We start from the raw sequence: 14,222 nt of genomic DNA on the forward strand, positions 1-14,222 counted from the left end.
GCTACTCCTCTTTCGCGCGCGAAGAAACGGCCTTGGCGATCAAGGCGTTCATGTCGGCCGCCCGCTCGGAGGTGCGGTCGTAGACGAAGTGCAGCGTGGGCACCGTGTGGATGTGCAGGCGCTTGAACAGGCCATTGCGCAGGAATCCAGCCGCCTGGTTGAGCGCCGCCTGCGTTTCCACAGGGTCGCCCACCAGCAGGCTGAAGAACACCTTGGCGTGTGCGTAGTCGGGAGTCACCTCCACACCCTGCAGCGTCACCATGCCCACGCGCGGGTCTTTCAACTCGCGCGCGATCAGCTCCGTCAGATCGCGCTGGATCTGATCGGCGACCTTGAAGGCGCGGTTCGGGGTGGAGGACTTCTTCTTCGCAGCCATCGATTACAGCGTCCGCGCGATTTCCTTGATATCAAAGAACTCGAGTTGATCGCCTTCCTTGATGTCGTTGTAGTTCTTGAGCTTGATACCGCACTCGAAGCCTTCCTTGACTTCCTTGACGTCGTCCTTGAGGCGCTTGACCGAGTCGACTTCGCCCGTGTAGACCACCACGTTGTCGCGCAGCAGGCGGAACCGTGCATTGCGATGGACCATGCCCGAGGTGATGTACGAACCGGCAATGGTACCGATCTTGGTCGCCACGAACACCGTGCGGATCTCGGCCGTACCGATGATCTCTTCGCGCTGCTCGGGAGCCAGCATGCCCGACATGGCCACGCGCAACTCGTCCACAGCATCGTAAATGATGCTGTAGTAGTGCAGGTCGACGCCATTGCTCTCGGCCAGCTTGCGCGCACCGGCATCGGCACGCACGTTGAAGCCGATCACGATGGCCTTGGAGGCGATCGCCAGGTTGATGTCCGACTCGCTGATGGCGCCCACTGCGGCGTACACCAGCTGCACCTTGACCTCGTCGGTCGAGAGCTTGAGCAGCGACTGCGACAGCGCTTCCTGCGAACCCTGCACGTCGGACTTGACGATGATGGGCAGCATCTTCACTTCGCCTGCCGTCATGTCGGCAAACATGTTCTCGAGCTTCGCAGCCTGCTGCTTGGCCAGCTTGGTATTGCGGAACTTGCCTGCGCGGTAGGTGGCGATTTCGCGGGCACGGCGTTCGTCCGTGAGCACCATGAATTCGTCGCCGGCCTGGGGCACTTCGGTCAGACCCTGGATTTCCACCGGGATCGACGGACCTGCCGTCTTGGCCACGCGGCCGTTTTCGTCCAGCATGGCGCGCACGCGGCCATAGGTCTGGCCTGCCAGCACCACGTCACCGACCTTGAGCGTACCGGACTGCACCAGCACCGTGGCCACAGGGCCGCGGCCCTTGTCCAGCTGGGCTTCGATCACCAGGCCCTTGGCCAGCGAATCGACCGGGGCCTTCAGTTCCAGCACTTCGGCCTGCAGCAGCACCTGCTCGAGCAGGTCGTCGATGCCCTGGCCGGTCTTGGCCGACACCGAGACGAAGGGCGACTCGCCACCGTACTCTTCAGGCACGACCGACTCGACCACCAGTTCCTGCTTGACGCGGTCGGCGTTGGCATCGGGCTTGTCGATCTTGTTGACCGCCACCACGATGGGAACACCTGCCGCCTTGGCGTGCTTGATGGCTTCCTTGGTCTGGGGCATGACGCCGTCGTCGGCAGCCACCACCAGGATCACGATGTCGGTGGCCTGTGCGCCACGGGCACGCATGGCGGTGAACGCCTCGTGGCCAGGGGTGTCCAGGAACGAGATCATGCCGCGTGGCGTTTCCACGTGGTAGGCACCGATGTGCTGGGTGATGCCGCCGGCTTCGCCCGAGGCGACCTTGGCACGGCGGATGTAGTCGAGCAGCGAGGTCTTGCCATGGTCCACGTGGCCCATGACGGTGACCACGGGTGCCCGCGGCAGCAACTCGACATCCTTCTGGGCGCTGTCGTCGTCGGTGAAGGCTTCTGGATCGTCCAGTGCAGCCACCACGGCCTTGTGGCCCATTTCTTCCACCATGATCATGGCGGTGTCCTGGTCCAGCGGCTGGTTGATGGTGACCATCTGGCCCATCTTCATCAGCGCCTTGATGACCTCGTTGGCCTTGATCGACATCTTGTGCGCCAGCTCGGCCACCGTGATGGTTTCGGGCACGTGCACTTCGATGATGCGCGCCTCCACCGGAGCGGACTGCTGGTGGTGGTCGTCGCGGTGGTCGCGGTCATTGCCACGGCGGCCACGCGGGCCTCCGCGCCAGTTGTTGCGCCCCACGCCCCCGCTGCTGTCGCCGCGGGTCTTGATTTCCTTCTTCTTGGCCGTATCGCCCGCCCAGCTGGAGGACAGCTTGGCCGACTTCACTTCCTTGCCGGCGGCGGCGCCAGGCGCTGCTGCCGTAGCCGGTGCGCCAGGGCGTGCCGGGCCGGTGCCCGTGCCCACGGCGGGCTTGTGCAGCGTGCCCTTCTTGGCATCGCCAGCCAGCGCGGGCTTGGCCACGGGCTTGGGTTCCTCGGGCTTCTTGGCGACCATGACCGCCTTCTTGGGCGTTGCCATCATGGAGCGGATCGCGGCAGCCTCGGCTTCGGCCTTGCGGCGGCGGGCATCGAGGTCGGCCGCGCGGGCCGATTCCTCGTCGGAGCGGGCCTTGGACTCGGCAGCAGCCTTTTCGCGGGCTTCGACCTGGGCAGCGGTGCGCGCAGCGGCTTCGGCCGCCTGCTCACGCGTGGCTTCCTGCTTGACGGCAGAGGCCTGGGCCTTCTTCTCGGCTTCCTGGGCCGCATAGGCGGCAGCGCGCTCTTCGGCTTCGCGTTCGCGCTGTTCGCGCGCTTCGCGCTCGGCGCGCTTTTCGGCAAGCTCGGTTTCCTGGCGGCGGATCAGCTCGGCCTGGCGGCGCGCTTCTTCTTCGCGGCGCGACAGCTCGAGGTCTTCGCTGGAGACAGCGGCTTCCTCGACCACGGTGTCTTCGGACTCGGGGGAGCCCTCCACGCCGTCATCGCGCTTGATGAAGGTGCGCTTCTTGCGCACTTCCACCTGGATCGTGCGTGCCTTGCCGGTGGCATCGGCCTGCTTGATCTCGCTGGTGGACTTCTTCGTCAGCGTGATCTTCTTGCGGTCGACAGCGGCGGTGCCGTGGCTGTTTTGCAGGTACACGAGCAGCTTTTGCTTGTCGGACTCGGTCAGCGCGTCCGATGGGGCGGCCTTGCCCACGCCGGCAGCCTTGAGCTGGTCGAGCAGGGTTTCAGGTGATTTCTTGAGTTCGCTTGCGAACTCGGCGACAGTGTTACTGGACATATGTGGTTCGTGCCTCCCTGACCCTTACTCTTGCTGCCCCGCGAACCAGTGTTCGCGCGCCTTCATGATCAAGGCCTTGGCTTCATCTGCGGACTGCCCGGTCAGGTCGGTCAGCTCATCAATGGCCAGATCGGCCAGGTCGTCACGTGTATGCACACCGCCTTCGGCCAACTTGGCAATCAGCTCCGGGGTGAGACCTTCGAGGTCGCGCAGGTCCTGGGAGACCTCTTCCACGCTTTCCTCACGGGCGATTTCCATGGTGAGCAGCGCATCCTTGGCACGGGCGCGCAACTCATTGACGGTGTCTTCGTCGAAGCTTTCGATTTCCAGCATTTCCTGCAGTGGCACATAGGCCACTTCTTCCAGGCTGGCGAAACCTTCGGAGATCAGGATGTCGGCGATTTCCTCGTCCACATCGAGCTTTTCCATGAACAGCTTGCGAGCAGTATCAGACTCGTTGGCCTGCTTCTGCGCCGATTCGGCAGCGTCCATGATGTTGATCTTCCAGCCGGTCAGGTCGGACGCCAGGCGCACGTTCTGACCGCCGCGGCCGATGGCGATGGCGAGGTTTTCCTCGTCCACCACCACGTCCATGGCGTGCTTTTCCTCGTCCACCACGATGGACGAGACGTTGGCCGGGGCCAGCGCACCGATCACGAACTGGGCCGGGTCTTCGGACCACAGCACGATGTCCACGCGCTCGCCAGCGAGCTCGTTGGTCACCGCGTTCACGCGGGTTCCGCGCACGCCGACGCAGGTGCCGATGGGGTCCACGCGCTTGTCGTGCGAGAGCACGGCGATCTTGGCACGCGAGCCCGAATCACGGGCGCAGCTCTTGATCTCGAGCAGGCCCTGCTCGATCTCGGGCACTTCCTGGCGGAACAGCTCGATCATGAACTCGGGGGCCGAGCGCGACAGGATGATGGGTGCGCCGCGCAGCGTCAGGTCCACTTCCATGATCATGGCGCGCACACGGTCGCCACTGCGCAGGTTTTCCTTGGAGATCATCTCGCTGCGGCGCAGGCGGCCTTCCACGCGGCCGGACTCGACGATGATGTCGCCCTTGTCCATGCGCTTGACGGTGCCGGTGAAGATGCGCTCGCCGCGCGACATGAAGTCGTTGAGCAGCATTTCGCGCTCTGCGTCGCGGATCTTCTGCAGGATGACCTGCTTGGCGGCCATGGCGCCGATGCGGCCGATGGGCACGGACTCGACGCCTTCTTCGATGTACTCGCCGACTTCGATGTCCGGGATGCGGTCCTTGGCATCCATCAGCAGCTCTTCGGCTTCGGGGTTCTGCAGGCCTGCATCGTCAGGCACCACCAGCCAGCGGCGGAAAGTCTCATAGTTGCCGCTGTCGCGATCGACGGACACGCGAATGTCCACCTCGCCCTGGTACAGCTTCTTGGTAGCCTGGGCCAGGGCCGATTCCACGGCGCCCAGGACCACGTCCAGCTCCACGTTCTTTTCGCGCGAAATGGCCTCAACCAACATCAACAATTCGCGATTCATGCGACGACTCTCCTAGTTCAATCACCCGACAGGCAAAGGCTGCACGCGGCGGCCATCTGCCCAGTTCATTCAGCAGCCTGCTTGCAGCTCAGGCGGGCTCAGCCCCTGCCTTGTTGCCACGCCCCTTGAAATCGACAATGGGCGCCAGACGGACCTCCCGCGTTTCATCCAAGGTGAAGCCCAGCGCCTGCAACGGGGCGGGCACGCGCTTCTTGCTGACTCTTTGACCTGGCTTGACAGCGGGCTCGTCGCTCCAGACGATCTGCCAGCCCCCTGCCTCGGCCCGCTCCAGCGTGCCGCGAAATTTCTTGCGCGTGGCATTCACCTGCCCCGCACCTGCCGCGCCGATGGGCGCCTTCAATGTGATATCGATGATCGAGCCTTCGAAACGCACGAAGTCCTGCTCGTGGCGCAAGGGTCGATCGATTCCGGGAGAAGACACTTCCAGGCGCTTGTATTCAACGCCGTCGACCTCCAGCGCAAACTGCAGCTGGCGGGTGACCTTCTCGCAATCTTCGACCGTGACGTACTGCTCGGCGACCGGCGCGGGCGCATCGGCGGCAGGCTGTACCCAGGGCAAGTCGATGGTGATGCGCAGCAAACCACCGGCGGAGCGTTCAATCTCCACCAGGTCATACCCCAGGCCAATCACGATTTGTTCAACGACTTGCTGCAGTGCCACGTGTTCTATTCAATCCCGGAAAAACAAAAAACCCGATAACCCCCAGAGGCTTCGAGCTCCAAAAGCAAACGACCAAAAAAAACGGGCGGTTGGTACCCGCCCGCTTGGTCGTGAGAAACGTATTGTAGCCCGTAAAGTGTTGATTTGCAAAGCTGCGCAGCCGCGACTGCGCAGCAAATGCCCCGCATGTGCGGCAGAACAACGCCCGGCGCGGGTTTGCGCGCGAAAATGCCCCGCGCAGCCCCTGCAGCCCAGCCCACCTGCTACGACAGTGATAGCGGCTGCAGCAGTTCGGCCAGGTCGCTTTCGGTGAAAAGCGGCTGCTTGCGCCCGGCCGCCCCCTGGTAGAGGCTCTCGGCCAGCTGCGCCTTCTTTTCCTGCAAGGCCAGAATGCGCTCTTCAATGGTGCCGCGCGCCACCAGCTTGACCACCCACACACTCTGCGTCTGGCCGATGCGGTGGGCGCGGTCGGTGGCCTGGGCTTCCACGGCGGGGTTCCACCACGGATCGTAGTGGATCACGGTATCGGCCTGCGGCAGGTTCAGCCCCACCCCGCCGGCTTTCAGGCTGATGAGGAACAGCGGCACCTCGCCACTGGTGAACCGGTCGATGATGGCGTCGCGCTTCTGGCTCTGACCGGTGAGCTTGACCCAGGGCAGGCCGTGTTTCGACAGTTCGGCCTCGATCAGCGAGAGCATGCTCGTGAACTGCGAGAACAGCAGGATGCGCCGGCCCTCGGCCAGCATCTCGGGCAGCATCTCCATCAGCTGCGCCAGCTTGGCCGAGGCATGCACCTTGCGCGCCGCCTCCAGCGGCACCAGCTGCGGGTCGCAGCACACCTGGCGCAGCTTGAGCAGTGCGTCGAGGATGGTGATCTGCGAACGCGCCAGGCCCTTGGCGTGCAGGGCTTCGCGCACGGTCTTTTCCATGCCCAGGCGGATGGTCTCGTACAGGTCGGCCTGGGCACCCGAGAGGTCCACCGGCATCACGGTCTCGATCTTGGGCGGCAGCTCGTGCGCCACCACCGCCTTCGCCCGGCGCAGCATGAAGGGGGTGATGCGCGCGCGCAGCTGCGCCAGCCGCTCGGTGCTGCCCTGGCGTTCGATGGGGTTGCGAAACAGGTCCCGAAAGCGCTGCTGGCTGCCCAGAAAGCCCGGCATCAGGAAGTGGAACAGGCTCCAGACCTCGCCCAGGTGGTTTTCCATGGGCGTGCCCGACAGGCACAGCCGGTGGTTGGCCTGCAGCTGCGCCACCACCTGGGCAGCGTTGGTGGTGGCGTTCTTGATGTTCTGCGCCTCGTCGAGCACCACGATGTGCCAGCGCGCCTCCAGCCAGCGTTCGCGGTCGCGCTGCAGCAGCGAGTACGGAGCGATCACCAGGTCGTGCTCGGCCATGGTTTCGGCCAGCGCGTGGCGCTCCTTGCCGTGCAGCACCACGCTGCGCAGGCCGGGGGTGAAGCGCTCAGCCTCGCGCTCCCAGTTGCCCATCAGGCTCACGGGCGCAATGATCAGTGCGGGTTGCACCAGGCGGCCGGCGTCCTTCTCGACCTGGATGTGGGCCAGTGTCTGCAAGGTCTTGCCCAGGCCCATGTCGTCGGCCAGCACGCCCGCCAGGCCGTTGGCGCGCAGGAACTGCAACCAGTTGAGCCCCTGCTGCTGGTACGGCCGCAACTGCGCGTGCACGCCAGCGGGCACCGGCACCTCGGGCAACTGGCCCTGCCCCTGCAGTTGCTGCACCAGGGCATGCAGGCTGGCCGCGCCCTCCCAGGCCACCCCATCGCCCAGCGAGGCGCTGGTGCGCAGCGCCTCCAGCCGTGACAGGCGCAGGCTCTCGCCCGAAAAATCGTGCGCACGGTCGCCCGCCAGGTCGAGCAGGGCTGCCAGCCAGGGCCTCAGGGTGTCGGTGGGCAGGCGCACGAAGCCATGGCCACTCGGAGCCGGCAAATAGAGATAAGGAGGCAGGGCTGGGAGCCCTTTTTCATCGCCACCGGCGTGAGCAGGATCGGGCGGCGCCGCCGCAGCGGCCGCGATCAGGTCGGGCAGCCAGGGCAGGATGTTGTGGCGCTGGCCATCGATCTCGATCCCGAGCGACAGCTCGAACCAGAGCGACGGGGTGGGCTCCGCCCCCCCGCCCGCCGCCGCGGCCAGGCCCGCATCCCCATCGTCCAGCCCGAATGCATCGTCCTCCCCGCCATCATCCCCCTGCCCCTGCGGCCCCAGGTGCACATGGATGGCCTGCGCGCGGGTGATCCAACCGTCCAGCTCGGGCGCCACGGTGAGCGCAAAGCCGGCCTCGCGCAGCGCGGCAAAGTCCTCGTCGGCCCAGCGCATCCAGGCGCCCTGCGGCCGCTCGCCAGGGATGCCGAACAGCCCCTCGTCCACCCCCAGCAGGCCCAGGTCCATCAGGCGCGAGACGGCGTCGATCTCGGCACGGCCATCGCGCTGCAGCAGCACCTTGCCGCCTTCGCCGCCCCGGCCATCCACCAGCACCGACAAGGGCTGCCCCGCCCACCAGCCCACATGGCCCTGGTAGTCGAAGCGAAGTTGTGCCGTGATGAGCCCCAGGTAGGCCACCCCGGCGGCCGGCGTGGGCGCCAGGTGCAGGCGCGCCACGGGGGCAATGCCGTCGAGCCGGGTCAGCCCCTGCAGCACAGGCGGCAGCGGCAGCGGCCCCAGGCGGCGGGCCACCTCGGCCTGGTATTTCTGCAGCGCGGCGGCACTGAGCGGGGGCGCATGCAGCAGCACCTCCAACTGCGCCGGCTCCATGCCCGGCGCATGCGCCGGGCCGCAGACACCGGCGGCGGCATCGAGGTACATCGGCGGGTTGTTGTGGCACAGCGTGGCCCCCGACCCAGGCAGCCGCGCCTGCAGCGCCCAGCCGCTGTCCTGCGCCAGGGCGCCCGCAGCCCCGCCGGAGACGGCCTGCCAGTGCCACTCGATGGGCAGCAGACCACCCCACTGCAAGGGCTCGCCCACGGTGGAGCCGCCCGCATCGGCAAACAGGCGCCCGGTGCTGGCCGCCTGCTGCAGGGCCAGCAGGCCGATCTGCCCCTCCAGCACCGCGCAGGGCGCGCCGCTGTAGGCAGAGTAGTAGTTCTGGTGGCGCGGCAGCGCGCGCAGCAGTTGCAGCACCTGGCGGTCGGTGTCACCGGCCCGGTCGAACACCGCCTGGCCCTTGCCCGGCTGGGTGCGCACCAGCTTGGGCTTGGCCCAGCCGCCGGTCACCTTGGGGTAGGACACCACGGCCTCCAGCTGCAGCACGGGCGCCGCACGCGGCGCACCCACGGTGGACACCAGGTAGACATACTGCTCGGGGCGGTCGACAGCCCCCCCGACACCCGCGGGTGCATCGGCATCGCCCAGCCCCGCGGCCTTGTCCAGCGCCTGCAGCCAGTTCATGAGGCGCGCCTCGGCCTCCAGGCGGTGCACCTCGGCCATGCGCTGCTGGGCGTCGCTGCGGGCCGGCGGCGGGCGGCTCATCCCGGCCGCAGGCACGGCCAGGCCCCTGGCCCGGTCGGATTCGCTCGGCCCCTCGCGCGCCGCCTGGTGCATGAGCGCCACGCCATGCTTGCACTGCAGGCCCACGGGGCAACTGCACTGGCTGCGCCAGTAGTCCACGGCACCATCGGGCATCAGGGCCATCGAGACGGCCAACTGGTACGGGGCCAGCTGGCTGCCCTGCACATCGCCCTCGAGCAGCCAATGGTCGCCCTGGGCGCTGATGGCCAGGCGCCGCACGGCACGCGCCTTGAACAGCGCCGTTCCCCGCGCCCACACGCCGTCATCGCACAGTGCGCGCAGTGACTCGGGCTCGAACCAGAACTCCAGGGACATGGAAAAATTCAGTGAACAACGGGGCAGAAGCCAACAGCCCATGGTACTGCACAAATGCTATTCAAAGAATAGCAAGCCAGAACCCTCGCCCGCCCCTCGGAGGTGGCCAGGGAACCCACGCGGCGGGAACCTGCCCAGCGCCTCAGCGGGCGCGCGCCGCGCGCACGCGCTCGAACACCTCTTGCGCATCCGCGCCCACCCCCTGCCCGCCCTGCCCTGCCTGCAGACTGGAGAGCAGCCGCGCGAGCACGGGCGCCTGGGGCAGCAAGGGCCCCAGAAAACGCACGCTCGCACCATCGGCGATCAGCAGGGTAGGAAAGGTCTCCACATCCAGGTCGCCTGCGAGTTCGGATTCGTCCTCGATGTCCACCCACTCGAAGCGCACGCCCGGATGGGCCTGGGCCAGGGTGTCGAAGATGGCCCGGTAGTCGCGGCAGGTACCGCACCAGTCGGCGCACAGGCACACGGCCCACCAGCCCTGCGGCGAGCTGGTGGCGGGGGTGGCGTCGGGCAAGGCGGCCGGGCTGTGCATCTGCGAAATCCTTCGGGGCTGAAGCGTGCCACTTTACAACGGCTGCAGCCAGGGCACCGACAGCCTCCTGCCCATACCCAATCCCCGTGCCGGGGAACTGGCCGCCTGGGCCAGAATGTGCGCCGATCCACCCGACCGCCACACCCAGCCCATGTACTGGGCAAGGGGTCGTTCTGGCAGTTCACGCCTTCCCCCCGCATCGTGCTGCACCTGCCCGCCAATCCCGAGCGCGGTTACACGCAGATGGAGTTGCGGGCGCTCAGGGAGCTGGCCCTGGGCTGCGGCGCCAGCCGGGCCACGCTCTGGCAAGGCCCGGCGCTCACGGATGGCGAACTGCTCTCGGGCCAGTATCCGCCCACAGGCCAGACCCTGGAATGAACACACCCCGCGGGTGGCTGGACGACAATCGATGCATCCCGCCCACCCACGCAGCACCCCACCCATGAGCACTCGACCCGACACCCTTGCGCTGAACATGCCGATCCCCAGCGGCGACCAACTCAAGGCCGCGCGCACGGCCGCAGGCCTGAGCCAGGCACAGGCGGCGGAACTGCTCGGCTACCCGCTGCAGACCGGCAGCCGCGGCGGCCTGCAGTCGCGCACCTGGCAGGCCCTGGAGAGCACGACCGACGAGCGCAGCATGCAGGGCCCGGTGTTTGCCATGTTCCTGCTGCTCACGGGCCAGCACCCTGGTTTCGTGCTGCAGCCCCGGCCACCCGCAGGCCAGGAGCCCGGCACCGTGGCGGACGCGGTGGCCGATGGCGAGGAAAACATCTCGCCCGAATAGCTCAATCCACCTTGATGTTGGCGGCCTTGATCACCTGGGCCCACTTGTCGACCTCGGCCTTCTGGAAGGCCGCGATCTGCGCCACGGCCAGGTCGGCCGGCTCCATGCCGAAGCCTGACAGGCGCTTTTGCATCTCGGGCTGGGCCAGGATCTTGCGGATCTCGTCGTGCAGGCGGCCCACCACGGGCGCGGGCGTGCCGGCCGGCACGAAGATGGCCTGCCAGGACTGGACCTGGAAGTCTTCGAGGCCCTTGATGCCGGACTCCGCCACCGTGGGCACGTCGGGCATGGACGCCAGGCGCCTGGGCGAGGTGACGGCGATGGCGCGCAGCTTGCCACTTTGCACATGCGGCGCCGCCACCACGGTGGTGTCGAACATCATGTCCACCTGCCCACCGATCACATCCTGGATCGCCGGGCCGCTGCCCTTGTAGGGGATGTGCGTGAATTTCACGCCCGACTTGAAGCCCAGCAGCTCCACCGCCAGGTGCTGCGAGCTGCCTGTGCCGGCCGAGGCGGAGGACAGGCCGCCCTCCTTGGTCTTCGCGGCGGCCAGCACGTCCTTGAGCGTCTTGTAGGGGCTATTGGCAGCCACCACCAGCACGACGGGGTTGGTGCCGATCAGTGTGACCGGGCTGAAGGACTTGAGGGCGTCGTAGCCCAGCTTGGGGTAGAGGCTGGCATTGATCGCATGCGAGCTCACCGTGCCGCCGAGCAGCGTGTAGCCATCGGGTGCCGCGCGCGCCACCACCTCCGAACCCACGCTGCCCGCCGCCCCGGCCTTGTTCTCCACCACCACGGTGGTGCCCAGGGCCGTGCCCAGTTGCTGGCCGATCATGCGGCCCAGGGTGTCGGTGGTGCCGCCCGCTGCAAAGGGCACGACATAGCTGATGGGCTTGCCCGTGGGCCAGGTGCCCTGTGCGGCGGCCGGCAGGCCAGTGAGGCCACAGGCTGCCGCCAGGGTGGCCGTGCAAAGAAAGGTTCTGCGTTGCATGGGGGTGTCTCCGGATGGAAAGAGGGACTCAGGGGAAATCGACGATCTCGACCCAGTTGGGGTTCTTGCCGGCAGGCACGCGGGTCGGCGCGCCCGGGATGCCCGTGGCCGCATCGATGGGGTGCAGCGAGAGGCTGTGCGACTCCTGCCCCGCCGCGATCAGGAAACGCCCCGAGGAGTCCACCGCAAAGCCGCGCGGCGACTTTTCGGTAGGCACCTGGCCCAGGGGCTGCAGCTGGCCGGTGGCGGCATCGACGCGGAAGCTGCTGATGGTGCTGGACGTGCGCTCGGACGCATACAGCGTGCGGCCATCGGGCGACAGGTGCAGGTCGGCCGCCCAGGGCTTACCGGCAAAGCCGGCGGGCAGCGCCGTGGTGCGCTGCACGGACCGCAAGCTGCCCCGCGCAGCGTCGTAGGCCATCACGTGCACGGCGGCGTCGAGTTCGTTGAGCACATACATATGGCGCTGCGCACGGTCCCAGACGAAGTGGCGCGGGCCGGACTTCTCGGGTGCGACGCTGGTCAGCGCCGGTTCGTGGGCCGTGAGCCGCCCCGATTCGGCATCGAAGCGCCAGGCCGAGAGGTTGTCGCCGCCCAGGCTGGTGGCGAACACGTGGCGGTTGGCCGCATCGGCGTGGATGGCGTGCGCATTGGGCGCCGTGGGGATCAGCTGCTGCACGGCGCCCACGGCGCCGTCCTTGCCGATGCTGTTGACGGTGATTTTGTGGCCCGGGTACGAGGCGGCGAACAGCCAGCGGCCGGTGGCATCGGTGTCGATGTTGGCCATGCTGTCGGCCAGCGGCGCCTCACCGAGCTTGCGCAGCTTGCCGCTGGCGGGATCGATGGCCAGGCTGACCACCCGGAACGGCTGGGAGCGCAGTGCCACATAGAGCACGCGCTTGTCCGGGCTCACCGCCATGGGCATGGCCATGCCGGCCAGGGGCACGGTCTCCACCGGCTTGAGCGTGCCAGCGCTGCGGTCGAGCTCCAGCACCGACAGATCCTGGCTGTCGGCGTTGGATACATAGACCCAGGTAGCGGCCATGGCGGAGCCAGCGCCCAGGGACAAGGCGCTGGCCACCAGAGGCAGCGCCAGGCGGCGCCAACGAATTGCACGGAGCATCGGTATTTCCTTTCACAACATGAGGGGGAGCCTGCTCCCGGCAGCGGACGACAGGGGCTGCAGGCGGCACGGGGCGGCGACCCCGGTTCTGGCGAAAAAGGCCATTCGTCATATGTTGTCATACAACATAGGGGATTGTGGACCTTGGGCGCGCATCCGATCAAAGGGATTACCCGAACCCGATTGCATGCCACCCGTGCCCGCACAGGCCATGGAGGGAATGCTCCACCAAGGGCCCCTTTTCACAGGAGAGATCGATGTCGAGTCCGAACTTACCGCGCCGGGCTGCGGCAGGCCGGCGGCGCCCCGGATCCCGCGGGCACCGGCACGTCAATGCGCACTTTTTTTGTAAGGGCAATTGTTTTTCTGCGCGCTTAGTTGTACGATGACTATCAACAAGATTAGCCACCAGGAGACAACACATGACACTGACCCGCCGCGACGCCATTCTGGCGTGCACCGCCGCCCTTGCCGCCACCACGGCCACCGCCCAGACCGCGGCGGAATGGCAGCCCACCAAGACCCTGAAGCTGATCGTGCCCTACCCCCCAGGCGGCAGCTCGGACATCATTGCCCGCTCCATCAGCCAGCCCCTGTCGGAAGCCCTCAAGCAGACCGTGATCGTGGAGAACAAGCCCGGTGCCAATGGCAACCTGGGTGCGGACTTCGTCGCCAAGGCCGATCCGGACGGCTACACCATGCTGCTGTGCGACGTGGGCGCCCTGGCCATCAGCCCCTCGGTCTACACCAAGCTGTCGTTCGACCCCTCCAAGGACCTGCGCGGCGTGACCATGCTGGCCTACTCGCCCCACCTGCTGGTGGTGCATCCCTCGGTCAAGGCCAACAACCTCAAGGAACTGATCGCACTGTCCAAGACAGCGGACCTGAACTTCGCCGTCACTGCCACCGGCAGCGCACCGCACCTTGCCGGTGTGGCGCTGGAGCGTGCCAGCGGCGCGCGCTGGCAGTACATCCCCTACAAGGGCGGCGTGACTGCCATCCAGGACACCGTGGCCGGCCAGACCCAGGTGCTGATGAACGGCATGCTGGCCACCCTGCCCCAGGTGCAGAACGGCAAGCTCAAGGTGCTGGGCGTGTCCAAATCCACGCGCATGCCGCTGATCGGCGACGTACCCACCATTGCCGAGCAAGGCGTGCCCGGCTACGAGTCCGGCACCTGGCAAGGCATCCTGCTGCCCCGCGGCACGCCCGAAGCCGTGGTGCAGCGGCTGAACAAGGCGTTGATCACCGCCATCCGCTCGCCCGACATCCGCTCGCGCCTGGCCGGCCAGGGCGCCGAGGTGGTCACCATGACCCCCACCGAACAGGACCAGTTCTTCGCCAAGGAGCGTGCGCGCTGGGCCTCCGTGGTGAAGGCCGCCAATATCAAGCTCGACTGAGTCCCGACCTCTTTTTCACATCACCGCCTCGCTACCACCATGAACCCGCAAGACCTCAAATCCATCATGGGCTCCGGCCTGCTGTCCTTCCCCGTCACGGACTTCG

At 67.0% G+C, this 14,222-nt stretch carries 11 protein-coding genes; 3 read left to right on the forward strand and 8 right to left on the reverse strand.

The window, feature by feature from the left end; translation table 11 throughout:
• Window position 1: 1 nt before the first annotated feature.
• From rbfA to AC07PF_RS14080, 6 genes are all read right to left on the reverse strand, one after another.
• The gene (rbfA, locus tag AC07PF_RS14055; RefSeq protein ID WP_007851039.1) at window positions 2-376 is read right to left on the reverse strand and encodes a 30S ribosome-binding factor RbfA; all 375 of its coding nucleotides are present in this window, start codon (window positions 374-376) and stop codon (window positions 2-4) included.
• A gap of 3 nt (window positions 377-379) precedes the next feature.
• Window positions 380-3,253, reverse strand: coding sequence for a translation initiation factor IF-2 (gene infB, locus AC07PF_RS14060; protein WP_108016498.1), 2,874 nt, complete (start codon window positions 3,251-3,253; stop codon window positions 380-382).
• 24 nt (window positions 3,254-3,277) lie between these two features.
• A complete protein-coding gene (nusA, locus tag AC07PF_RS14065; protein ID WP_007857628.1) occupies window positions 3,278-4,765 on the reverse strand; it encodes a transcription termination factor NusA in 1,488 nt (495 codons plus the stop codon).
• 88 nt (window positions 4,766-4,853) lie between these two features.
• Window positions 4,854-5,447 carry a ribosome maturation factor RimP gene (gene rimP / locus AC07PF_RS14070; protein ID WP_007857626.1) on the reverse strand — a complete coding sequence of 198 codons (594 nt, stop codon included), beginning with the start codon at window positions 5,445-5,447 and terminating at the stop codon, window positions 4,854-4,856.
• 263 nt (window positions 5,448-5,710) lie between these two features.
• A complete protein-coding gene (locus AC07PF_RS14075) occupies window positions 5,711-9,280 on the reverse strand; it encodes a DEAD/DEAH box helicase (protein ID WP_494612278.1) in 3,570 nt (1,189 codons plus the stop codon).
• A gap of 142 nt (window positions 9,281-9,422) precedes the next feature.
• The gene (locus AC07PF_RS14080; RefSeq protein ID WP_145697471.1) at window positions 9,423-9,812 is read right to left on the reverse strand and encodes a thioredoxin family protein; all 390 of its coding nucleotides are present in this window, start codon (window positions 9,810-9,812) and stop codon (window positions 9,423-9,425) included.
• Between the two features lie 117 nt (window positions 9,813-9,929).
• On the opposite strand from AC07PF_RS14080, the gene AC07PF_RS14085 reads away from it, so the two are divergent.
• Together AC07PF_RS14085 and AC07PF_RS14090 are read left to right on the forward strand one after the other, a co-directional pair.
• The gene (locus AC07PF_RS14085) at window positions 9,930-10,190 is read left to right on the forward strand and encodes a hypothetical protein (protein WP_494612279.1); all 261 of its coding nucleotides are present in this window, start codon (window positions 9,930-9,932) and stop codon (window positions 10,188-10,190) included.
• A gap of 64 nt (window positions 10,191-10,254) precedes the next feature.
• A complete protein-coding gene (locus AC07PF_RS14090; protein ID WP_007857622.1) occupies window positions 10,255-10,599 on the forward strand; it encodes a helix-turn-helix domain-containing protein in 345 nt (114 codons plus the stop codon).
• A gap of 1 nt (window position 10,600) precedes the next feature.
• Here the strand turns inward: AC07PF_RS14090 and AC07PF_RS14095 are convergent, their stop codons facing one another.
• Together AC07PF_RS14095 and AC07PF_RS14100 are read right to left on the reverse strand one after the other, a co-directional pair.
• Entirely contained in the window at window positions 10,601-11,593 is a 993-nt protein-coding gene (locus AC07PF_RS14095) for a Bug family tripartite tricarboxylate transporter substrate binding protein (RefSeq protein ID WP_007857621.1), read from the reverse strand.
• A gap of 28 nt (window positions 11,594-11,621) precedes the next feature.
• The gene (locus AC07PF_RS14100) at window positions 11,622-12,716 is read right to left on the reverse strand and encodes a lactonase family protein (protein WP_007857620.1); all 1,095 of its coding nucleotides are present in this window, start codon (window positions 12,714-12,716) and stop codon (window positions 11,622-11,624) included.
• Between the two features lie 422 nt (window positions 12,717-13,138).
• On the opposite strand from AC07PF_RS14100, the gene AC07PF_RS14105 reads away from it, so the two are divergent.
• The gene (locus tag AC07PF_RS14105) at window positions 13,139-14,116 is read left to right on the forward strand and encodes a Bug family tripartite tricarboxylate transporter substrate binding protein (protein WP_007857619.1); all 978 of its coding nucleotides are present in this window, start codon (window positions 13,139-13,141) and stop codon (window positions 14,114-14,116) included.
• Window positions 14,117-14,222 lie beyond the last annotated feature (106 nt).

It is taken from the genome of Acidovorax sp. GW821-FHT10A04 (assembly GCF_059415825.1).